Below are 21,929 nucleotides of genomic sequence, written 5' to 3' on the forward strand. Positions count from 1 at the left end.
CGCCGTGACCGGGTGCTCCGCCCGATCCCCGATCACCGCCAGCGGGGCGTGAGCGCGCCCAGCGCTCCGAGCGCCACGGCACCCGCGGTGGAGGCTCGCAGCACCTCGTGCCCCAGCCGGACCGGCCGGACACCCGCCGCACGCAGTGTCGACAGCTCCTGATCGGTGATGCCGCCCTCCGGGCCGACGACCACGGCGATCTCACCGGCGGTGGGCAGCTCGACGTCGGCCAGTCCGAGCTCTGCGGACTCGTGCAGCACGAAAGCGGCCTCGCTGCCACGCAGCGTATCCGCGACCTCCGATGTGGAGCAGGGCTCGGTCACCGTGGGGGTCCAGGCCCTGCGTGCCTGTTTGGCGGCCTGCAGCGCGGAATTGCGCCACCGCGCCAGTGCCTTGGCGCCACGAGGACCGTCCTCCCAGCGCGCCACGCAACGCTCGGCCCGCCAGGGAGTGACGAGATCGACCCCCGCCTCCGTGGCCAGTTCGACGGCGAGTTCACCGCGGTCACCCTTGACCAGCGCCTGGACCAGTCGAACCCGGGGTTCGGCGGCGGGGACCCTGTCCCGCCGCACCACCTCCAGGTCCAGGGCGTCCCTTGCGACGTCGGTCACCAGGCACTCGGCCACACCGCCCCGCCCGTCCGACAGCAACAGCCGGGCGCCGGAACGCATCCGGCGCACTGTGGCGGCGTGCTTGCCCTCGGGTCCGTCCAGCCGGGCGAGCTCGCCCGTGGGCAGCTCCTCGACCGAGAAGACCGGGAGGGTGGATGACATCTCGCTAACCCCTTCCGGGAGACGAGCCGAGACACGGTGGACCGCCGAGCCGCGCGGGAACCGTGTCCCGTTCCGACCCCGCGAGAACGGGGCCGGGCGGAATCAGCGGTGCGGGCGGAATCAGCGGTGACCGAAGCCGCGGAAGCGGGAGAAGATGCCGTTGCGATGCCCGTTGCCACCGGCGCTGACGGTGGGTTCCGGCTGCTCCTCCTCACGCACGGTGGCCAACTGCCGCAGCAGGTCGGCCTGGTCCTCGTCCAGTTTCGTCGGCACCCGTACATCCAGGTGAACGTGCAGGTCGCCGTGGCCGCTCACCCGTCCGTTGGAACGCAGCTTGGGCAGCCCGCGGCCGTCGAGCACGTACTCGGTACCCGGCTGCGTGCCGGGCTCGACCGTCAGCTCCTCCTCGTCCTCGAGGGTTGGGATGTTGACCACCGTGCCCAGCGCCGCCGCGGTCATGGGCACCTGAACGTGGCAGTGCAGATCGGCACCGTCGCGGACGAACCGCTCGTGTTGCAGTTCCTCGACCTCGACGAACAGGTCGCCGGCGGGACCGCCGCCGGGACCGACCTCGCCCTCACCGGCGAGCCGGACACGCATCCCGTCACCGACACCGGCCGGGATCTTCACCGTGATGGTGCGCCGGGAGCGAACCCGCCCGTCACCGCCGCACTGCTGGCAGGGATCCGTGATCACCTCGCCGAAGCCGCGGCAGACGGGGCAGGGACGCGAGGTCATGACCTGCCCGAGGAAGGAGCGCTGCACCGACTGGATCTCGCCGCGGCCCTCACAGGTGTCACAGGTGGAGGGAGCGCTCCCCGCACTGGAGCCGCCTCCCTCACAGTTGTCACAGACGACAGCCGTGTCGACGGTGACATCGCGGTTGACTCCCTGGGCGCACTCCTCCAGCGTCAGCTCCAGCCGCAGCAGGGCGTCGGATCCCTGCTGCATCCGGCTGCGCGGTCCACGTCCGCCGGCGCCGCCGGATCCGCCACCGAAGAACGCGTCCATGATGTCGCCGAGGCCGCCGAATCCGGCGAAGGGGTCGCCACCGGCGCGACCGCCCGCGGCACCTCCCCCGCTGTCCATCGGGTCCCCGCCCAGGTCGACCATCTGGCGCTTCTGGGGATCCGAAAGAACTTCGTAAGCAGTGCTTACCTCTCGGAAGCGCTCCTGCGCGCCGTCCTCCTGGTTGACGTCGGGATGGAGTTCCCGCGCAAGCTTGCGGTAAGCCCGCTTGATCTGATCCTGGGTCGCGTCCTTCGATACCCCGAGGATCCCGTAGTAGTCCTTGGCCACCTTGTGCGCTCTTCCTCTGCTCGTCTAGCGGGTACATGCCGAAGAGTTCCGAAGGGCCGGTCGTGGCGCGCCACACGTGCCGACGCGGACGTCACCGCCCCGCCAGGATCTCTCCCACGTAGGACGCAACGGCACGAACCGCTGCCATCGTTCCCGGATAATCCATCCGAGTGGGGCCGACCACGCCCATCCCCCCCAGTACCGTCCCATGCGAACCGTAACCGGTGGAAACGACCGAGGTCGTCTGCATCTCCTCGGCCTCGTTCTCCATCCCGATACGAACCGTCACACCGTCCGAGTCCCGTGCCGCCGCCAGCAGCCGCAGTACGACCACCTGCTCCTCGAGCGCTTCGAGCACCTGGCGCAACGAGCCGGGGAAATCGGCGACGTTGCGGGTGAGATTGGGGGTTCCCCCGAGCACCATGCGCTCGTCGGGGTGTTCCACCAACGTCTCGATGAGCACCCCGCACACCCGGGACATGGTCTCCCGCAGTTCCGGGGGAGACTGCTCCGGGAGTTCGGCCACCGAAGCGGATGCCTCGGCGAGCCGCTTGCCCGCCATCGCCGAGTTGAGCACGGTTCGCAGCCGCGAGACGTCCTCCTCGCCGATGACGTCGCCCAGGTCGACCATACGCTGATCGACCCGCCCGGTGTCGGTGATCAGCACCAGCATGAGCCGTGCCGAGGTGATGGTCACCACCTCGACGTGACGTACGGTGGACTGGGTCAGCGTGGGGTACTGCACCACGGCCACCTGCTGTGTGAGCTGGGCCAGCAGCCGGACGCTCCGCCGCATCACGTCGTCGAGATCCAGCGCGCCCTCCAGGAAGGCGTGGATGGCACGGCGTTCCGGTGAGGTGAGCGGTTTGATCTCGTGCAGCCGGTCGACGAAGGTCCGGTACCCGTGGTCGGTGGGAATCCGTCCCGCACTGGTGTGCGGCTGCGCGATGAGCCCTTCCTCCTCGAGAACGGCCATGTCGTTGCGTACCGTGGCACTGGACACACCGAGATTGTGCTGCTCGACGAGCGTCTTGGAACCGACCGGCTCGTTGGTGGACACGTAGTCGGCAACGATCGCGCGCAGCACCTCGAACCGGCGCTCGTCCGCATTCACCAGCGTCACCTCCTCGTTCGGCGCGCCCCGGGATGGACACGTCCGACTCGGCAGACACGCGTCCCGTGCCTGCGGTCCACCGTCCGAGTTTACGGTGTTTCGACCGCTGAGCCGAGGGCCACGAGGACGGTGGCGGGCAGGCGGCGGTCGTGAGCACCGCGAAACCCGCTCTCACCGGTGTGCGGGCCCGGGCCCGCACCGTAAGCGCCCGACGTGGCCGGCCCGGTCGGGAGGCCCCGACGAATCTCCGTTCCCGATGAACCGCCGGAAGCCGCACCTCCGGGACGCGGGGACAGGTGTGGGTATCACCCGACGAGTCGACGGACCACCCCGTCGGCCAGCAGTCTGCCGCGATCGGTGAGCACGCAGCGTCCCGCACGCAACTCGTCGTCCCGCAGCAGGCCGTCGGTCACGGCGCGCCGAGCCTCGGCGACCCCGGCGTCGTCGAGCACCTCCGTGGTGAGTCCCTCCCGCAGCCGCAGTTCCAGCATGACGCGTTCGACCCGCCGGTCCTCCGCGTCGAGCACCTCTCGCCCCGCGGCAGGCGAGGTCCCCTCTCCCAGGGCGGCCGCGTAACGGCTCGGGTACTTGAGGTTCCACCACCGCACGCCACCGACGTGACTGTGCGCGCCGGGTCCCGCACCCCACCAGTCACCACCACGCCAGTAACCGATGTTGTGCGCGCAGCGTGCCGCTTCGCCGGTGGCCCAGTTGGAGACCTCGTACCAGTCGAATCCGGCCTTGGAGAGAATCCCGTCGACGAGCTCGTAATCGGCGGCCAACACGTCCTCGTCAGGCATCGGCAGCTCGCCACGGCGGACCCGCCGAGCCATGGCGGTGCCGTCCTCGACGATCAGGGAGTAGGCCGAGACGTGGTCCACCCCGGCTTCCAGCACCGCTTCCAGCGACCCCCGAAGGTCGTCGGTGCTCTCGCCGGGGGTGCCGTAGATGAGGTCGAGACTGACGTGTTCGAACCCCGCCGCCATCGCCTCACCCGCGGCGGCGACGGCGCGGCCCGGCGTGTGCTTGCGGTCCAGCACCCGCAGTACGTGCTCTGCCGCGGACTGCATCCCCAGCGAAACCCTGGTGTAGCCCGCCCCGAGCAGGGCGGTGAACAGCTCCGGGGAGGTGGACTCCGGATTGGCCTCGGTGGTGACCTCGGCGTTCGGGGCGAGCCCGAAGGAGGCACGTACCGCGTCGAGCACCTCGCCCAGCCCCTCGCCACCCAGCAGTGAGGGGGTTCCGCCGCCGACGAAGACGGTCTCGGCGCGGGGAACCGCACGGTCGCCCTCCCCCAGCACCCGAGCCCCTAGCTCCAGTTCGGCCTTGAGAGCGTCGAGCCAGCCGCGGAAACTGCCGCCGCCGGCGAGCTCGTCGGCGGTGTAGGTGTTGAAGTCGCAGTAACCGCACCTGGTGGCGCAGAACGGCACGTGCACGTATATCCCGAACGGCCGCTGTCCCACGCCGCGCAGCGCGGTGGCGGGCAGCGTGCCCTGTTGCGGTGGTTGTTGGCCGGTCGGTGGATGCGTGCTCACGACACACATTCTCCCAGCGGGCGTTCGAGGGCCGACAGGAGCGCGGACTCGGCCTCATCCCGCCGGGACTTCGTCTACCCGGTTCTCGGAGCCGTTTCCGTGGCGGAACCCGCCGGGGGTCGCCGGGGCGCACGGAGGGTCCACGCCGACCACCGATTCCGCCGACCCGCGGTGACCACGCGACGGCGATCGACTACAGTGCTCCGCGAGTGTGAGGTTGCTCCCACCGGAGGGGAACGGATCCCGCGGCGGGCCGCCGGTACCACGCCGGGCACCCGCTGTGTGCGGGTGTGTTCGCCCACGGGAGTCGCCAACGGACGGGTGACGCGCTGTCCCAGCATGCGGATGATCCTGGACCACCCGATACGTGCGTGGCACGCTGACGACCATGGACGCGACCCCCACCGAGCTGCTGCTGGTCGCCCGGCGTTACCTGGATCTACGGCGGGTCTCCAGCGCGCTGTGCCGGAGCACGGACTGTTGAGGTTTCCCGTTCGCACCTGACGGGTGCTCGCTCGGCGAATCCGCCGCGGTTTCCGCTTCCGGAAGCACGGTGCCGAGTGGTCGCCCGCGTCGGTCCGATCGGAAACTCCCGGTATTTCCTGTCGCGTTTCGTGTCCGCATCCGATCCGATGTGTCGGCAACCGGATCGTGAGCGTTCTTTTCCCGTAAAACTCTCGCGGCGTAGTCACGCCATGTCATCGCGGAGGTCGGACGAATGGTCCCCCCGACGGAAGCACCGAGCCCCACACAACGCCGCGCACCCGCACGTAAGGGCAAGGGCCGCGCGGAGGGCCAGTGGGCGCTCGGTTACCGCGAACCGCTGAACGGCAACGAGCAGTCCAAGAAGGACGACAACCCACTCAACGTCCGCGGGCGCATCGAGAACATCTACGCGCAGCGTGGTTTCGACTCCATCGACCCCTCCGACCTGCGCGGTCGGTTCCGCTGGTGGGGCCTCTACACGCAACGCGCTCCCGGCATCCCGGGCGCGCGGACGGGAACCATCGAGCCGGAGCAGCTGGACGACTCGTACTTCATGCTGCGCATCAGGATCGACGGCGGCGCGCTGACCACCGAGCAGCTGCGGGTGATCGGTGAGATCTCGCAGACCTACGCCCGCGACACCGCCGACATCACCGACCGGCAGAACGTCCAGCTGCACTGGATCCGGGTGGAGGACATGCCCGCCATCTGGCAAAAGCTGGAGTCCGTCGGGCTGTACACCACCGAGGCCTGTGGTGACTGCCCCCGCGTCGTGCTCGGCTCCCCGGTCGCGGGCATCGCCGCCGATGAGATCGTCGACGCCACCCCGGCGATCAGGGAGATCACCGAACGCTACATCGGTGACGAATCACTTTCGAACCTGCCGCGCAAGTTCAAGACAGCCATCTCGGGTTCCCCGCGCCAGGACGTGGTTCACGAGACGAACGACATCTCGCTGATCGGGGTCGAGCACCCCGAGCACGGCCCCGGCTTCGACCTGTGGGTCGGCGGTGGCCTGTCCACCAACCCCAAGCTCGCGGTACGCCTGGGAGCCTGGGTTCCGGTGGAGGAGGTCGCGGAGGTCTGGAACGCCGTTGTGCAGATCTTCCGCGACTACGGTTACCGCAGGCTGCGCAACCGGGCGAGGATGAAGTTCCTGGTGTCGGACTGGGGCGCCGAGAAGTTCCGCGAGGTGCTGGAGAACGAGTACCTCGGCCGCGCGCTCACCGACGGCCCGGAACCGCCGTTGCCGGACGGCCCCCGTGATCACGTGGGGGTGCACGAGCAGGTCGACGGCAACTACTACGTCGGCGTGACCTCCGTGGCGGGAAGGGTCGACGGCTCCAAGCTGATCGAGGTCGCCAAGGCCGCCGAACGCGCGGGATCGCGCCGGATCCGCACCACCGTGGAGCAGAACCTGCTGGTGCTCGACGTCCCCGGCTCCGAGGTGGAAAGCCTCGTCGGCGACATGGACCGGCTCGACCTGCGGGCACGGCCCTCGTCCTGGCGACGCAGCGTCATGGCGTGCACGGGAATCGAGTTCTGTAAGCTGGCGATCGTCGAGACGAAGAACCGTGCCATGGAGCTGGTCGAGGATCTGGAGCGCAGGCTCGAGGACGTGCAGGGCGACATCGACAAACCCGTCACGGTCAACCTGAACGGCTGCCCGAACGCATGCGCCCGCACCCAGGTCGCCGACATCGGCCTCAAGGGCCAGCTGGTGCAGGACGAACAGGGCAACCAGGTCGAGGGCTTCCAGGTGCACCTGGGGGGCGGTCTCGGCAGGGACGCGGGCTTCGGACGCAAGATCCGGGGGCACAAGGTGACTTCCGCCGAGGTGGGTGACTACGTGGAACGCCTGGTGCGTCGTTACGTCGAGCAGCGCGGCGAGGACGAGACCTTCGCCGAGTGGACGAAACGCGTCGGTGACGAGGCGCTAACGTGAGTGGGGGGCGTTCGGCAGAACCGGGTCCCGAGGGCAGGGCCGTTCCGTTCTACTGCCCGTACTGCGGTGACGAGGAACTCACACCGGAGGCTGAACCCGTGGGCGCGTGGAAATGTCAGGCGTGCCGTCGCGTGTTCACGGTGCGACTGGCCGGGTTGGCGTTGACCGAGGAGGACGAAGAACCATGACCACTGACAGCACCTCCCGAATCGGCTTTCGACGTGGTGACGACGAACTCCGCGCTCTGGCGGAGGACGCCTCCGAGCGACTCGCCGGGTCGAGCACATCGGAGGTACTCGACTGGGCCGCACGCACGTTCGGCGAGAACCTGATCATGGCCTCCAACATGGAGGACGCCTCGTTGATAGACCTGGTCTCGAAGGTCCAGCCGGGCGTGGACGTGCTGTTCCTGGAGACCGGTTACCACTTCGCCGAGACGCTCGGCACTCGTGACGCGGTCGCGCAGACCTACGACGTCAACATCATCAACGCGATGCCCGAACAGACGGTCGAACAGCAGGACGCCACCGAGGGGGCGAGGCTCTACGAACGGGACCCCGGCCGGTGCTGCCACCTGCGCAAGGTTCTTCCGCTGCGCAACACGCTGGCCCGCTACGAGGCCTGGATCACCGGTCTGCGACGCGTGGATTCGCCGAGCAGGGCCGACACTCCCCTCGTGACCTGGGACGAACGCAACAACCTCGTGAAGGTGAATCCGCTCGCGGCGTGGACCGACGAGGACATGGACAATTACATCGCCGAGCACAATGTGCTGGTGAACCCCCTGGTCCCCGCCGGCTTTCCCTCGATCGGGTGTCAGCCGTGCACCGCCAAGCCCGCGCCGGGCGCGGACCGGCGCAGTGGCCGCTGGGCCGGTAGCACGAAGACGGAGTGCGGATTGCACGCCTAAGCCCGCGGACTCGGGAACTCCGGGGGAAAATGCCGGCACGACCGGCACCAGTGCATCACCCGATGGGATGAACTGGTAACTGTGTAAGGGCACGCTGATGACGACGGAAGCGATCATGGATCAAAATCTCGACCTACCGGAAGATCCGGCGACATCCGAGGCACCACCACAAGTGGACAACCTCGATGCGCTGGAATCCGAGGCGATCCACATCTTCCGGGAGGTCGCTGGGGAGTTCGATCGCCCGGTGATCCTGTTCTCCGGAGGCAAGGATTCCACGGTGCTGCTGCACCTGGCACTGAAGGCGTTCCGGCCCGCACCCGTGCCGTTCCCGCTGCTGCACGTGGACACCGGGCACAACTTCGAAGAAGTGCTGCGGTTCCGCGACGAGCTGGTCAGCCGCCACGACCTGCGACTGGTCGTGGCCAGGGTCCAGGACTGGATCGACGACGGCAGGCTCAGCGAACGGCCGGACGGTACCCGCAATCCGCTGCAGACGCAGCCGCTGCTGGAGGCGATCGAGCAGAACCGCTTCGACGCCGTGTTCGGCGGCGGCAGGCGTGACGAGGAGCGTGCCCGCGCCAAGGAGCGCGTCTTCAGCCTGCGCGACGCCTTCGGCCAGTGGGATCCGCGCAGGCAGCGCCCCGAGCTGTGGAACCTCTACAACGGCAAGCACCGGGCCGGCGAGCACATGCGGGTGTTCCCGCTGTCCAACTGGACCGAACTGGACGTGTGGCGCTACATCCAGCGCGAGAAGATCGAGCTCTCCAACCTCTACTACGCCCACCGCAGGGAAGTCTTCCATCGGGACGGCATGTGGCTGACCTCCGGCCCGTGGGGCGGGCCACGCGAGGACGAGGAAGTCCACGAGAAGACGGTTCGCTACCGCACCATCGGGGACGGCTCGTGCACCGGCGCGGTGGAGTCCGAGGCGTACACGGTGGACGACGTGATCGCCGAGGTCGCCGCCAGTCACCTCACGGAGCGAGGGGCGACCCGAGCCGACGACAGGATGTCCGAGGCAGCCATGGAGGACCGCAAGCGGGAGGGCTACTTCTGATGAGCAACGAGACCGAAACCCTCACCCGGTTCGCCCCCGACAGCGGAACCGAAGTGGCACTTCCGGTGCACACCGATCTGCTGCGGCTGGCCACGGCGGGCTCGGTGGACGACGGCAAGAGCACGCTGGTGGGACGGCTGCTGCACGACACCAAGTCGGTGCTGGCCGACCAGCTCGACGCGGTACACCGTGCCAGCGCCGACCGCGGACTTAGCACTCCGGACCTGTCGTTGCTGGTCGACGGGCTGCGCGCGGAGCGCGAGCAGGGCATCACCATCGACGTCGCCTACCGCTACTTCGCGACCGGCAAGCGCACTTTCGTGTTGGCCGACACCCCCGGTCACGTGCAGTACACCAGGAACACCGTCACCGGTGCCTCCACCGCGCAGCTCGCGGTGCTGCTGGTCGACGCCCGCAAGGGTGTGGTGGAGCAGACCAGGAGGCACGCCGCGGTGCTGGCGCTGCTCGGCGTACCGCGACTGGTGCTGGCGATCAACAAGATCGACATGGTCGACTTCGACGAGTCGGTGCACACCGCCATAGCCCAGGACTTCGCGCGGCACGCCAGGGCCCTGGGGTACTCCGACGAGGACGTGGTCACGGTCCCGGTGTCGGCGCTGCACGGTGACAACGTCGTGGAACGTTCCGAGCGCACGCCCTGGTACGAGGGCCCCGCCCTGCTGGAGCACCTGGAAACGGTTCCGGTCGCTCCGGACCCGCACGACGTTCCGTTCCGGTTGCCGGTGCAGTACGTGATCCGGCCGCGTACCGCCGACCACCCGGACTACCGCGGTTACGCGGGGCAGGTCGCCGCGGGAGTGGTCAACGAGGGCGACGAGGTGGTGGTGCTTCCGAGCGGAGCACGCAGCAGGGTCTCCATGGTGGACACCCCGGACGGTCGGGCGCAGAGCGCGGCGGCCGGACGTTCGATCACCGTGCTGCTGGAGGACGACCTGGACATCGCACGCGGCGACGTCATCGTCTCGGCGGCGGAACAGCCCCGGGTGACCGACGAGTTCGACGCCACGGTCTGCTGGCTCGCCGAGAAGCCCCTCGCGCCGAACGCGAAGGTGCTGATCAAGCACGGCGCCCGAACCGTGCAGGCCATGGCCACCGAACTGTCCACCCGCTTCGACGAGCAGGAACTGTCGAGCGTGGACGCCCCGGACAAGCTGGAGCTCAACGAGATCGGCAAGATCCGGTTCCGCACCTCGGAGTCGTTGCCGATCGACGACTACGCGGACAGCAGGCGCACCGGTTCGTTCATCGTGCTCGATCCCTCCGACGGTTCCACGCTCGCGGCGGGCCTGATCGGTGTTCCGCTGGCCCCGCTGGCCTCGGCGGTGACTCGATGACGACCCCAGCGACTCGATGACGACCGGAGTTCCCGGATGAGCGCACCGCTGGTCGCGGTGGCGCACGGCAGTCGGGACCCACGTTCGGCAGCCACGATCCAGGGGCTGCTGGACGTGGTCCGCTCCGTCCGCCCCGAACTCGACGTACGAACCGCGTTCCTGGAACTGTCCGCGCCACGGCTCGGCGACGTGCTCGACGCCGTGCACGCCGACGGCAACAGGCGGGCCGTCATCGTTCCGCTGTTGCTCGGCCACGCCTACCACGCGAGTGTGGACATCCCGAACGCGGCGCGGGAGGCCGAACGCCGCAATCCGCTGCTGCGGCTGTGCACGGCCGAAGTGCTCGGACCGGACCCCAGGTTGCGGCAGGCCGCGTGGCGGCGGCTGACCGAGAGCGGTGCCGATCCGGATGATCCGGAACTCGGTGTCGTACTGGCCGGTGCGGGATCGGCGCACGCTTCCGCCAACGGGCTGGTCTCCGAGGTGGCCGGAATCTGGCAGCGGCACAGCCGTTGGGCCGGTACCGTGGCGGCGTTCGCCGCCGCTGCCGAGCCCGACGTACCCGCCGCGCTGGAACTGCTGCGTGCGCGGGGAGCACGGCGGTTCGCCGTCGGCTCGTGGTTCCTGGCTCCCGGCAGACTGCCCGACCGGGTACTCGAACGGGCCGCCGAACACGCCGAGCACCCGCTGCTGGCGGACACGATGGGAGCGGCACCGGAACTGGCCGAGCTGGTGATCGAGCGGTACGAGGCGGCGCTGGCCGCCAGGCCCGGGTCGCTGGCACACGCCACTTGAGAGCGCACGGCAGCGTTCGCCCGACGGCCCGGCGATTTCGCGAGAAATTGACGCCCGGCGCCACACAGTGCCCACCGGGGCGACGATTTCCCGAGAAACTGACGGCGGTACGAGAAACTGACGGCGGTGTCGCGGGTGGTCAGACTCCCCGTCTCGTGGTGAAGAGGTAGTTCCGCTTGTGAGTGGTCACCCTGTCGACGGGCACCCACCGTTCGGCGTGCCAGACGTACATGCCGTATCCCATCTCGCGGAGCCAACGAGTGATTTTGTCCGGTTCGAACCCGTATCTGGCCAGGTGGCGTTGTTCGATTTCCAGCAGCAGATTCGGCTCGCAGTCCGCGAGCGTCCGTTCGGCGCCTTCCAGCACGAACGGTTCGTACCCCTCCACGTCGATCTTGAGGAAATCCACGCGGTCGAGGCCGCGTGAGCGCCGCACCTGATCCACCGAGAGCACGTCGACGGTATGGGTTCGCACCCGCCGCACCTCATCGTGCTCACCGGGTGCGGGTCCTCGATCGTCGATATGGGCGTGGCCGTGCACCGGGAAACCGAAGCGGCGGGGGACCACGAGCCCGCGGGGCTCCGAGCGACTCCCGATCGCGGCACGAGTGGTCCGCAGCTGGGGCAGCTGAACGAGCCGCTGCAACCCGGTGAGTATCCGATGTGGCTTACGCTGCGGTTCGAAGGAATGCACCATCCCGTGCTCGCCGACCAGCTCTGCCAGTGAGAAGCTGTACATGCCGTAGGCCGCACCGATGTCGAAGCACACGTCACCGGTACCGACCACACTCGGCAGACCTCTCGTCTCGGGCTCGAACAACGATCCGGCCGAAGCCGTCCGCAGCAGAGCGGCCAGCCGCGATCGACGCCGTCCCGAAGCCGCGTCCCCCTCGACAACACGTTTCCCCTCGGCTCGCTCGAACTGCCCCGACACGGAAACTCGCTTTCGGTAGGTATTCGGTCACCGTCGCCGACCCGGCACGTCACTTTTTCACTTTCAGCGTCCGATCGATTACCCAACGTAGGATAATCGATGCGCCGAATCGCACCGCGAGGCGCGTGGCGCAGTAACAGGGCCGATACGGACAAGCGGTCCGTATCGGCCCTCGGACCCGTCACAGCGGTACCGATCGGCTCTCCGGAGCGTGCGACCGACGGGAAGATCTCGCTCCGGCCCGCGCTTTCGGAGCGCGCGGGAAATCTCGGTCAGGAGGCCGCGAAGGTCACCTCGCGTCCGGCGTCACGGCAGGTGTAGTCGTAGCCACCCAGCTCGCTGTCCGCCTCGGTCGCGGAGCACTCGAAACCGTTGCTGCGGTAGTCCTGCCCGATCCGCCCCTCGGCGTCCGCCGCCACGTCACGGGCGGTGTCGCAGTCGGCTCCGCTCGCCTCGATGCCGAAGGCACCGTTGTCCGAGTTGGGAGTGAACGGCACGTCACCGCAGGAACGCGTGGCCGCGTACTCGGTGGAGACGGTGGTGTCACCGTTGACAACGACGGTGTTGTCCCGCTGGACGACGCTCTGCGGGTGGATCACCTCGCGTGGTCCCACCACGCTGTTGCCGACGGCGATACGCGCGACGACGCGCTGACCGGTTCGCAGTCTCACCGGTGCGGAGTAGACGCCGTCACCGTCGTTGTCACGCAGCGCGATCGCACCCAGCTCGTCGATGTCGGCGACCTCGTCACGCGGGTTCGCACCGGGAGTTCCGAACAGGCCGTAGAACGTCGTGCTGCCGCTCACGGAGCCGTCGGTACGCACCCGGAAGTTCAGTCGCGTGGTACCGCGCTCGGGCAACGATTCGCCGCGTGCGACCGGTTCCACCGTTCTGACCGCGAGCCGGTCGGTTTCCGAGGTCTTGCCGGAATCGCTCCCGGTCACCTTGACCCGTTCACCCGCATAGGGCAGCAGCATCCCCGGCGCGCCGGTGAGCCGGTAGCGCGTGCCGTCGCTTTCCGCCGTAAGGGCGTATCCCTGACCGCCGCGTACGAGCGTTCCGGTGGCACTTGTGAACAGCCCTGCCGCGCTCTGGCCGTTCCGGGGGGACTGCGCGTCGGATTTCTCCGCGGCGGCAGCGGTGCCCGCACCACCCAGTACCGTCAACACCGCGGCGGCGATCGCGAAAGTCTTGCGCATCGTTGTCGAGCCACCTTTCGTTCGGGATCGCTTCGATGAACCTTTCGCCCCGGGAGACGTCGCGGGGGACTTCGGGTTGCCCCGAAACGGTCATCGATTCGTATCGAGTTGTGAGCACCCCGGGTACAGTGCCGACACCTCGGAACCGGGGCGGGAGCGACCGATGGTCGGCCCGACCGAGAGCCGAGGGGTACCGCGACGCGGCCGATGCCCTGTGGCTACCACCACGTGGCGAGACCGCCCAGACTGCCACTTCCGAAGAGGTTTCGCACCCGATCGGAGTAACGAAAGGCGCCCCGACTGGGTCTTTCGGAGCAATTCGGACCCACTCGCCCCATCGGTAACGGAACCAGGAGCATGATTTCGGCAGCAGGAGTCGGAAGTGGCATCCAACGAGCGGGGAACGACAACTCCACGGACGTCCACTCCCCGCGCACCGGTAGCTGCCCACAACGGAAGCGGTTCACCACATTACGAATCCGAACAATCACTCCTGGCAAACAGGAGATACCGAAATTCACTCCGTGAGATCATGAGACAGTAACGATTGTGCGGACACACACCGGAACCGATCGCTCAACGCGTCGCGTCCGATCGTCGTAGCCAGCCGAGGGCGCGTTCCGCCAGGTGGTCGCCGACCGGAAAATCGCAGGTCGAACCCTGCGCATCGACGAACCGGAAATGGGAAGCAGCGGGGAGATGAACAGTCAGCAACCGAGCCGACCGGTGATTACGCCCGCGATGCGGGAGCAGGCCGCGCAACAGCCGAACAGCTGGCTCTACGTGGTGGATCCGATCTTCACCGATCCCAACGCGGAAGTCCCGCCCTGGGGGTTCATCGGCGGATTCCGAGTCGACGAGCACGGGGAGATCACCGCGGACTTCTCCCCGAACCCGAACTACCGCCCCTCTCCCGTGGCGTTGCGTCTTCCCGCCCCCACCAACGACGTGGAGCGGGCACTGCAACTGACCACCACCGGCTACGCCCCCTCCCAGACGCTGCTCGGCTCCCTGCTGGAAGCCGAACTCATCCTGTTCGCCCAGCCGCAGGGCGAAGGACTGTTCACCTTCGAACACCCCTCGGGACGCAACCAGCTGCAGGTTTTCACCTCGGAAGGCCATCTGCCGCGGAACTGGACCAGCTGGCAGCGCATGACCGGCAGGTCACTCGCGGAGCTGCGCCCGCTCGGCACCGATATGCAGGTGAACCCCGCCAGCCCGAGCAAGGTGCGTGTTCCCTGCGAGGATCTGATCCAGGCCGCGGGCATCCCGCTGCGGACCAACGACGCGGCATCGCGCAACGGTTCTGAGGCGACCACGGTGGTCACGGGACTCGGAACCCGCCACCGACCGGACCGATCCGGAGGAACGACACAGTCGGTCCCGGCACAACAGTCGGTCCCGGCACAACCGACCGCGTCGCAGCGAGCCCCCGCCGCGACAGCGGCTCCCGAGACACGATCGACCGGCGCGCCGAACGTCGCGGCGGGTAGCGCCGCGCCACCCGGAACCACGCCCGCACCCGCCGATACGCGGAACGACGAAACCGGCCAACGCCTGCTCGGCAGCCTGCTCGCCGCCGCTGCCGGTGACGCGCTCGGCGCACCGGTGGAGTTCTATCCGCTGGAGCAGATCCGCAACCGGTACGGCAGCGCCGGGGTGACCGACTACGACCGGGACAACCAGCAGGGCGGCTCGTTCACCGACGACGGCCAGCTGATGCTGTTCGCGCTCGAGGGATTCGTCCGAGGTCACATCGCGGTGCGCCACGGGACGGCGGAGACACCGCTTCCGGCCGTACAGCTGGCATTGCAACGCTGGCTGCACAGCCAGGGATACTCCTGGTCCCGTGTGGCCGGGCCGTTCTCGGAGACCCACCCCGAACCGGACGGCTGGCTCGTGGAGCGGCCGGAGCTGTTCGCGGTGCGCTCGCCCGCCAGCGGCTCGATCAGCGCGCTGCGCGAGTTCGCGGCCTCGGGCAGGGCGGGCACGGTCGAGGAACCACTGTACTATTCGGACACTCATGGCGCGGTGCTTCGCGGAGTCGGTGCCGCGCTGTGGTCGGACGACGCCGCGGAGGTCTTCCGAACGGCCGCCTGCGCCGCCGCGCTGACCCACGGCGAGCCGGACGGTTATCTGCCCGCGGGTACGTTCGCGGTCCTGCTGCGGGAACTGCTGTGGGAAACCCCGGCTCCGGAGGCACTCGCGCGGGCCCGGAGCGTACTCGGTGAACACGTCGCGGGCTCGGCCACGGAGCGGGCGCTGGCCGCTGCGGTGAACCTGGCCGAGCACGGGCGTCCCACCCCGGAACGGCTCAAGGACGTGCTGGGCGGTGGCTGGACCGGCCCCGAGGCACTGTCGATCGCCGTCTGCGCCCTGCTGAGTACCGAAAGCCTCGCCGATGCCGTACTGCTGGCGGTCAACCACTCCGGGGACAGCGACTCCACGGCGGCGATCTGCGGCGCCCTGGCGGGCGCCCGATACGGCAGGGACGCCCTCCCGGGCACCTGGCTGCGCGACCTGCGGGGACGAGAGACGATCGAGGCCCTGGGGCGGGACGCGCTGCTGGAGTTCGGCGCCGAACCGCCGGACGACCCGACGTGGTGGCACCGCTACCCGGGCAGGCGGGACGGTTCCGAACTCGGATTCAGCACCGACTTTCCCGTGACGGTTCCCGACCACTCAGAACCGTCCACGGCGGAACAGCCGACCGCCGAGGAACCGGCTACCGAGGAACCGGCCGAAAGCGCCGACGAGAACGCGGGTTCGTCGACGGAGGAGGCAAACGACGCCGAAGGACGTCCCGGTGCGGCGGACACTTCCCGGAAACCGGTGCTCGGCTGTCTGCTGGGCGGAGCGGTCGGTGACGCGCTGGGGTACCCGGTGGAGTTCGACTCGCTGCGCACGATCCGTGACCGGTTCGGCCCCGAGGGGGTCACAGGCCTCGAACCGAGCGGATCGGACACCGCTCCGATCAGTGACGACACCCGGTTGACGCTGTTCACGCTGGACGGACTCATCCGCGCCGGTCACAGCATGCGCCGTGGGCTGGCGACCGATCCGGTCGAGCTGGTGCAGCACTCCTACCAACGCTGGCTGCACACCCAGGGTTTCGAGAGCGAGGAGGTCACCGGTCCCGGCTGCACCGAACCGGACGGTTGGCTGCTCTCCCGGTCCGAGCTGTTCGACCGGCGAGCACCGGGAACGACCCGTATCGAGGCGCTGCGGGGATTCGCCGCGGGCGAGAGGCCCGGTTCGTCGCACAACCCGCTGAACGAGTCCAAGGGATGTGGCGCGGTCATGCGTGCCGCACCAGCGGCGCTGTGGTCGGCCGATGTGGACGAGGTGTTCCGGCTGGGCGCCGAGACGGGGATGCTGACCCACGGCCATCCCAGCGGGTCTCTGCCCGCCGGGACACTGGCCGTGCTGGTGCGTCGGCTGCTGGAGGGGGACACGCTGCGGCGGGCCCTCGACACCGCGTTGGCGCGACTGGCGACCTGGGACGGGCACGAGGAGACGACCGAGTGCCTGCTGCGGGCGGAGGAGCTGGTCTCGCTGGGCGAGCCGGGCCCCGAGGTGATCGAACAGCAGCTCGGCGGTGGCTGGGTGGGCGAAGAGGCGCTCGCCATAGCGGTCTACGCCGCGCTGAGTCACCCCGACTCGTTCACCGACGCGGTGCTGTTGGCGGTCAACCACTCCGGCGACAGCGACTCCACCGGGGCGATCTGCGGCAGCATCATGGGCAGCGCGTCGGGTGCCGAGCGAATTCCCGCGGAATGGCTGGAACCGCTGGAACTGCGCGAATCGATCGAGCGGCTCGCGCGGGACGCGGAGCTCGAGTTCGGCGCGGAGACGCCGCCCGAGCGTGACTGGGCGGAACGGTATCCGGTGGCCGACGGCGGAAAGGCCGGTGCGGTGGCGCCGAGGTGGCCGTTGCGGGAACGGGCGCTGGCCACGGAGCCGGGAACAGGTGCGGCGGACGAAGCCGGGCAGTCGAACGAGGCCGAGCACTCGAACGAAGCGGGAGCGTCGGAAGAACCCGCCGAGGAGACGGTCACGGCGGTGCCGAACGAGGACGGGACCGAGTCGGACGGTATCGAACAGGGCGGTGGGAAACCGGACGACGGGGAATCGTACGACGGGGACGAACGAGCCACGGTGGACGTGGAAAGCACGGACGGACAGCGGGACGCGGTCGGATCCGAGAGCACGCCCGTGGAGACGGCGGCCGTGGCGGACACGGCCGAGGAAGAAGCGGACGGGGTGGCCACCGCGGCGGACTTCGCGGGGAGCGACCTCCCGGCCACGGATTCCGTCCCCGAACCGGAGCAGGACGCCACGCTGGAGGCCGACGCCGCGTCGACGAGCGCGCGAACGGCGGAGTACCTGAACGCGGCGGAGCAGGCCACGGTGGATGATGAATTCCCCGACGACGAAGAAAGCCGCACCGGCGAGAGCGCGGAAGACGGGGACGAGCGCGGTCGCCTGCCGTCGGAGAAGACCAACTCCGAGGGAACGTACGACCCGCCCCCCGGAACCCCGGCGCCGACGGGAGCCGCACCAGCGCCGGAAGCCGACGGTGCCGAGGGAACGAGCTCACCGGGGGAATCACCGGGAACGGAACTCTCCGCGGAGGAGACGCGGCTGCTGGCCGCTTGGCGCAAGCTCAGGGAGAGCCCCGAGGAGGTTCCCGCCGAGCTCGCCGGGGAGCTCCGCGAGCTGACCGCGCGGGCCTTCGGCGACGAACGGGCCGCGCTGCTGTTCGGTGAGCAGCCCGATGAATCCGCCGACTCCGGGGTGCTGGTGCGGGAAACCCCGCTGACCCTGGACTTCGACGAGCGGCTGGCGGGGTGTGTGCTGGGGGCGGCCTGTGGTGACGCGTTCGGAGCGCCCTGGATGCTCGGACCGGCGGACCGGCTGCGACGTCCGGAATCGATCGGGTTGGCCGAGGCGTTCGGTGGCAGCGGGCGTGTCACGGCGGCGACGCAGCAACTCGCCTTCGTGCTGGCGGGAACGATCCGCGCCGACCTGCTCGGACGCGGGAGCGGAACCGGCTACGTGACCGACGTGCGGGAGGCGCTGCGGCACTGGGTCCGTACGCAGGGCGTGGCCATCGACCCGCCCGTCACGACCGACTGGCTCTCGCACTGTTCCGAGCTCAACGCCCAGCGCTTCCCCGATCACGCCGGGACGGCCGCGTTGGTCGAACCGCGTGACGAGGACGAACTTCCCGGCCCGGCGGACCCGCCCAACGACTCGGCCGGATACCTGGCCACCGTGCGCGCGGCTCCGCTGGGTCTGCTGGCCGACGACACCGGCGCGGCCTTCACGCTCGGCGCGCGAACGGCCGTGCTCACCCACGGCGCTCCGGACGGCTATCTGCCGGCGGGTGCGCTCGCCGCGCTGAACCACGAGCTGTTGGGGGGAACGACGCTGGCCGAGGCCGTGGCCGCCGTGCTGACCGAACTGGACAAGTACGACGGCTGCGAGCACACGGCGGACGCACTTCGCTCGGCCGTTCGAGTGGCACGGCGGGGAACACCGAGCGCCTCGGCGCTGCGTTCGTTGGGAACGGGATGGCACGGCCCGAGTGCGCTGGGAATAGGTGTGCTGGCGGCACTGTCGTACCCGGACTCCTGGCGCCGAGCCGTGGTGCTCGCGGCGAGCCACGCGGGTAACAGCGCCGCCACGGCGGCGGTCTGCGGTGCCGTGGTGGGGGTTTCCCGGGGGAGCAGCGCGCTGCCCGCGAAGTGGCTGGACCGCCTGGAGGTGCGCGAGGTCGTGGACCGGCTGCTCGCCGATCGCCGAGGTGTCGCTGACATCGCGCCGAACGGAAGCCTTCCGGCCTGGGCACGCGCCTACGTCACAGAAAACGAACGATCTTCACACCGTCAGCGGTAACGGCCCGCGACGGGTCCCGCTAGGATGACGAACGCTTTGGACGAGAACACCCTGGAAGACGACGAGAAGCGATTACTGACCGCTCTTCGCGCACGCGAGAGCTCGCGTCGGAAACGGGCGGAATCGGACGCGGCAGCCGATCCGACCACGTGGCTGGTGCGGAGCTGGCGGGAACTCGTGGCCGACCCGGCGGCAACGCCGCTCTGGGCCACCGGCCTGCGTTACCGGCTCGCCGCGGAGACCGCATCGGTCGGGAAACCGGGCTCCGACGTCTCCGGGGGACTGTTCGACGTGGACGGCTTCGTGGCGCGCTCTCCCGGTCGACTGCTGGGGATGCTCTACGGCGGCGCGCTCGGTGAGAGCGTCGCGCGGCAGGACAACCGGGGCACGGAGCGCACCGCCGCCCTGCTGTGCGCGCTGGACGGGCTGATCCACGCCCATGCCGAACTGCGAGAACTCGGGCGGGCCGATCCGCTGCGAGCGGTGCTCGCGGGACAACAGCACTGGCTGCGCAGCCGAGGCGCCCCCGTGCATCCGCCCGCCGAGCGGCACGGATCCACGTCGCCCCGGCTGTTTCGGCCGGACGATCCGCTGCTGGTGGGTTCCGGCGGTGGCGACCCGGTGATGCTGACGGTGCTGGCTCGGCTCGCACCGGACGACACACCGGCGAGCCCGGAACACCCGGGCAACGACGTCGAGTCGGCGGCGGCCGTGCCGCTCGGCGCGATCGCCGCGCTGTGGGCCGAGGACGACCGGAGCGCTTTCCGGCTGGGCTGCGAGATCGCCGCCGTCACGCACGGCGGGGCGCGGGGTCATCTGCCCGCCGGGGTGCTCGCCGTCCTGGTGTTACGGCTGTTACGCGGCCACGGACTCGCGGAGGCGGCGGAGCTCGCCATCGGACTGTGCCCGGACCAGGACATCGCGGCGGAGCTGTCCGAAGCGGTGCGGCTGGCCGGTTTCCGACCGGCGGGCAGCCTGCCCAGTGCGGGAAACCTGGCGGCCACGGCCGACGGCGGCACCGGCAGCGGGGTGCTCGCGATCGCGCTGCGGGTGGCGCTGTCGGCCCCCGAGGACTGCGTCGCGGCGATCGACGTCGCCGCCCGTCACGGCGGGGACGCCACCACCTCGGCGATGCTGTGCGGTCAGCTGCTCGGCGCCCTGCACGGACCGGAACGGGTGAACCGCACCGGCGAGACCTCGCCGTGGATCGGGCCGCTGCTGGAACGCGTGGTCGCCGCTGCCGTCGTCGAGTTCGGGCCGGGTCCGGCGGATGTCACTCCTGCGGATTCCCCGCAGCTCGCGGATGCCCGACCGCCGACGGAGAACCTTCCGGGAGCATCCCGGAAGGAGGAGTCGACCGAGGACGGAACCTCCGACTGGGCCGCCGACGACGAGAGCTCCGTCGAGGCGGCGTGGCGACCGCGTTTCGTGCGGGCCGTGCTGGGGTGCGCCGTCGGGGAAGCACTGGGCGGGGCCGTCACGTCCGACAGCTGGCGCGAGATCAGGGACCGCTACGGGGAGGAGGGCCTGCGGGAGTACGTACCGGCCGGGCATCCCTCGGGGCGGATCGGCAGTGACACCCAGCTGCTGCTGTTCACCCTGGAGGGAACGATCCGGGCCGGAGTTTCCCGGCGCACGCTCGGCGGGGTGCGGCGCCCCACGCGGCACGTGCAGCACGCCTACCAGCGGTGGCTGCACACCCAGCACCTGAGCTGGCCCCGCGCGGCGGGCGAGTTCCTGTCCACCGCGTCCGAACCGGACGGCTGGCTGGTGGGGTTGCGCGGGCTGTTCCAGACCCGCAGTCCCGGCAGGACCATGATGCGCACGCTGATCGCCTTCGCGAAGGGGCAGCAGGCCATGGGCTCGCCGGAGGAGCCGATCAGCGACTCGGACGGCAGCAGCGCGCTGCTGCGGGCGGTCCCGGCGATGTTGTGGAAGCCCCGGGCGCACGAGACCTTCCGGGTGGCCACCGAGACGGCGGCACTCACCCACGGCCACCCCACCGCCTGGCTGAGCGCGGGCACGCTGGGGGTGGTCGTCTCGCGGCTGTCCCGGGGCGAGGGGCTCTCGGAAGCCGTCGACGCGGCCGTGACCGAGCTGGGGCGGCATCCGGAGCACGAGGCCGTGACACGCAGGATCGATGCGGCACGCAAGCTCGCCGAGTCGGGCATCGTCGAGCCGGAACGGCTGGAACGCACCCTCGGCACGGGGTTCAACGCGGCCGAGGCGCTGGCGATCGGGCTGTACGCGGCGCTGGTGGCCGAGGGGGACTTCGCGGCCGGGCTGCGCACCGCCGTGAACCACTCCGGCAACAGCGGGGTTTGCGGCGCTGTGACGGGCACGCTGCTGGCGATGTCGGCCGAGGATGAGATCCCCGAGCACTGGACGCACCAGCTCGAACTCGGCGAAACCGTCCGATCGCTGGCCGAGGACGGCTGCCTGGAGTTCGGCCCGAACCCGCCGGAGACCCCGGAGTGGTTCGAGCGCTACCCCGCTTCCTGAGCGGCGGAACTCACGGTGCGCACGCGGTCACGGCCGTGCCGCAGGGGTGTCCCACAGTTCACGGGAATCGGACCGCCGTTCGCGGGCGGATCAGTGGGAGAGCGAGACGACAGGAGCGTTT

At 69.6% G+C, this 21,929-nt stretch carries 15 protein-coding genes; 9 read left to right on the forward strand and 6 right to left on the reverse strand.

Annotated elements, in window-relative coordinates; translation table 11 throughout:
* Positions 1-32 precede the first annotated feature (32 nt).
* The 4 genes from BM150_RS02755 to hemW all read right to left on the reverse strand — a co-directional run bounded on the left by BM150_RS02755 (position 33) and on the right by hemW (position 4,730).
* Positions 33-773, reverse strand: a complete 741-nt coding sequence (locus BM150_RS02755) for a 16S rRNA (uracil(1498)-N(3))-methyltransferase (protein WP_092923446.1) — start codon at positions 771-773, stop codon at positions 33-35.
* 120 nt (positions 774-893) lie between these two features.
* Complete coding sequence (gene dnaJ / locus BM150_RS02760; protein ID WP_092923449.1) at positions 894-2,072, reverse strand: molecular chaperone DnaJ; 1,179 nt, start codon at positions 2,070-2,072, stop codon at positions 894-896.
* 91 nt (positions 2,073-2,163) lie between these two features.
* Entirely contained in the window at positions 2,164-3,189 is a 1,026-nt protein-coding gene (gene hrcA, locus BM150_RS02765) for a heat-inducible transcriptional repressor HrcA (protein WP_165400776.1), read from the reverse strand.
* Positions 3,190-3,491: 302 nt separating this feature from the next.
* Positions 3,492-4,730 carry a radical SAM family heme chaperone HemW gene (gene hemW, locus BM150_RS02770; RefSeq protein WP_092923452.1) on the reverse strand — a complete coding sequence of 413 codons (1,239 nt, stop codon included), beginning with the start codon at positions 4,728-4,730 and terminating at the stop codon, positions 3,492-3,494.
* A 379-nt stretch (positions 4,731-5,109) separates the two neighbouring features.
* Between hemW and BM150_RS25000 the strand changes: the two genes are divergently transcribed.
* The 7 genes from BM150_RS25000 (at position 5,110) to BM150_RS02800 (ending at position 11,272) form a co-directional block, all read left to right on the forward strand.
* Entirely contained in the window at positions 5,110-5,205 is a 96-nt protein-coding gene (locus BM150_RS25000; RefSeq protein WP_342752520.1) for a putative leader peptide, read from the forward strand.
* A 234-nt stretch (positions 5,206-5,439) separates the two neighbouring features.
* The gene (locus BM150_RS02775) at positions 5,440-7,152 is read left to right on the forward strand and encodes a nitrite/sulfite reductase (RefSeq protein ID WP_092923455.1); all 1,713 of its coding nucleotides are present in this window, start codon (positions 5,440-5,442) and stop codon (positions 7,150-7,152) included.
* Entirely contained in the window at positions 7,149-7,340 is a 192-nt protein-coding gene (locus tag BM150_RS02780) for an eL43 family ribosomal protein (RefSeq protein WP_092630667.1), read from the forward strand. The genes BM150_RS02775 and BM150_RS02780 overlap by 4 nt, the downstream gene beginning before the upstream one ends.
* Positions 7,337-8,062, forward strand: coding sequence for a phosphoadenylyl-sulfate reductase (locus BM150_RS02785; protein ID WP_092923458.1), 726 nt, complete (start codon positions 7,337-7,339; stop codon positions 8,060-8,062). Before BM150_RS02780 ends, BM150_RS02785 begins: the two co-directional genes overlap by 4 nt.
* Before the next feature lie 115 nt (positions 8,063-8,177).
* On the forward strand, positions 8,178-9,122 hold the full coding sequence (cysD, locus tag BM150_RS02790; protein ID WP_175496684.1) for a sulfate adenylyltransferase subunit CysD: 945 nt from the start codon (positions 8,178-8,180) through the stop codon (positions 9,120-9,122).
* Positions 9,122-10,477 carry a sulfate adenylyltransferase subunit 1 gene (locus BM150_RS02795; RefSeq protein WP_092923464.1) on the forward strand — a complete coding sequence of 452 codons (1,356 nt, stop codon included), beginning with the start codon at positions 9,122-9,124 and terminating at the stop codon, positions 10,475-10,477. Before cysD ends, BM150_RS02795 begins: the two co-directional genes overlap by 1 nt.
* A 36-nt stretch (positions 10,478-10,513) precedes the next feature.
* Positions 10,514-11,272: a sirohydrochlorin chelatase gene (locus tag BM150_RS02800; RefSeq protein ID WP_092923467.1), complete on the forward strand. Its 759-nt coding sequence runs from the start codon at positions 10,514-10,516 to the stop codon at positions 11,270-11,272.
* Between the two features lie 139 nt (positions 11,273-11,411).
* Here BM150_RS02800 and BM150_RS02805 read toward each other — a convergent pair whose 3' ends face one another.
* On the reverse strand, positions 11,412-12,206 hold the full coding sequence (locus tag BM150_RS02805; protein ID WP_245755220.1) for an FkbM family methyltransferase: 795 nt from the start codon (positions 12,204-12,206) through the stop codon (positions 11,412-11,414).
* A gap of 272 nt (positions 12,207-12,478) precedes the next feature.
* Entirely contained in the window at positions 12,479-13,405 is a 927-nt protein-coding gene (locus BM150_RS02810) for a DUF5818 domain-containing protein (RefSeq protein ID WP_092923470.1), read from the reverse strand.
* A gap of 699 nt (positions 13,406-14,104) precedes the next feature.
* On the opposite strand from BM150_RS02810, the gene BM150_RS02815 reads away from it, so the two are divergent.
* Entirely contained in the window at positions 14,105-19,306 is a 5,202-nt protein-coding gene (locus BM150_RS02815) for a type VII secretion system-associated protein (RefSeq protein ID WP_139219436.1), read from the forward strand.
* A gap of 36 nt (positions 19,307-19,342) precedes the next feature.
* Positions 19,343-21,808: an ADP-ribosylglycohydrolase family protein gene (locus BM150_RS02820; RefSeq protein WP_175496660.1), complete on the forward strand. Its 2,466-nt coding sequence runs from the start codon at positions 19,343-19,345 to the stop codon at positions 21,806-21,808.
* The last annotated feature ends 121 nt before the right edge of the window (positions 21,809-21,929 follow it).

It is taken from the genome of Actinopolyspora alba (assembly GCF_900112765.1).
Lineage (GTDB): Bacteria > Actinomycetota > Actinomycetes > Mycobacteriales > Pseudonocardiaceae > Actinopolyspora > Actinopolyspora alba.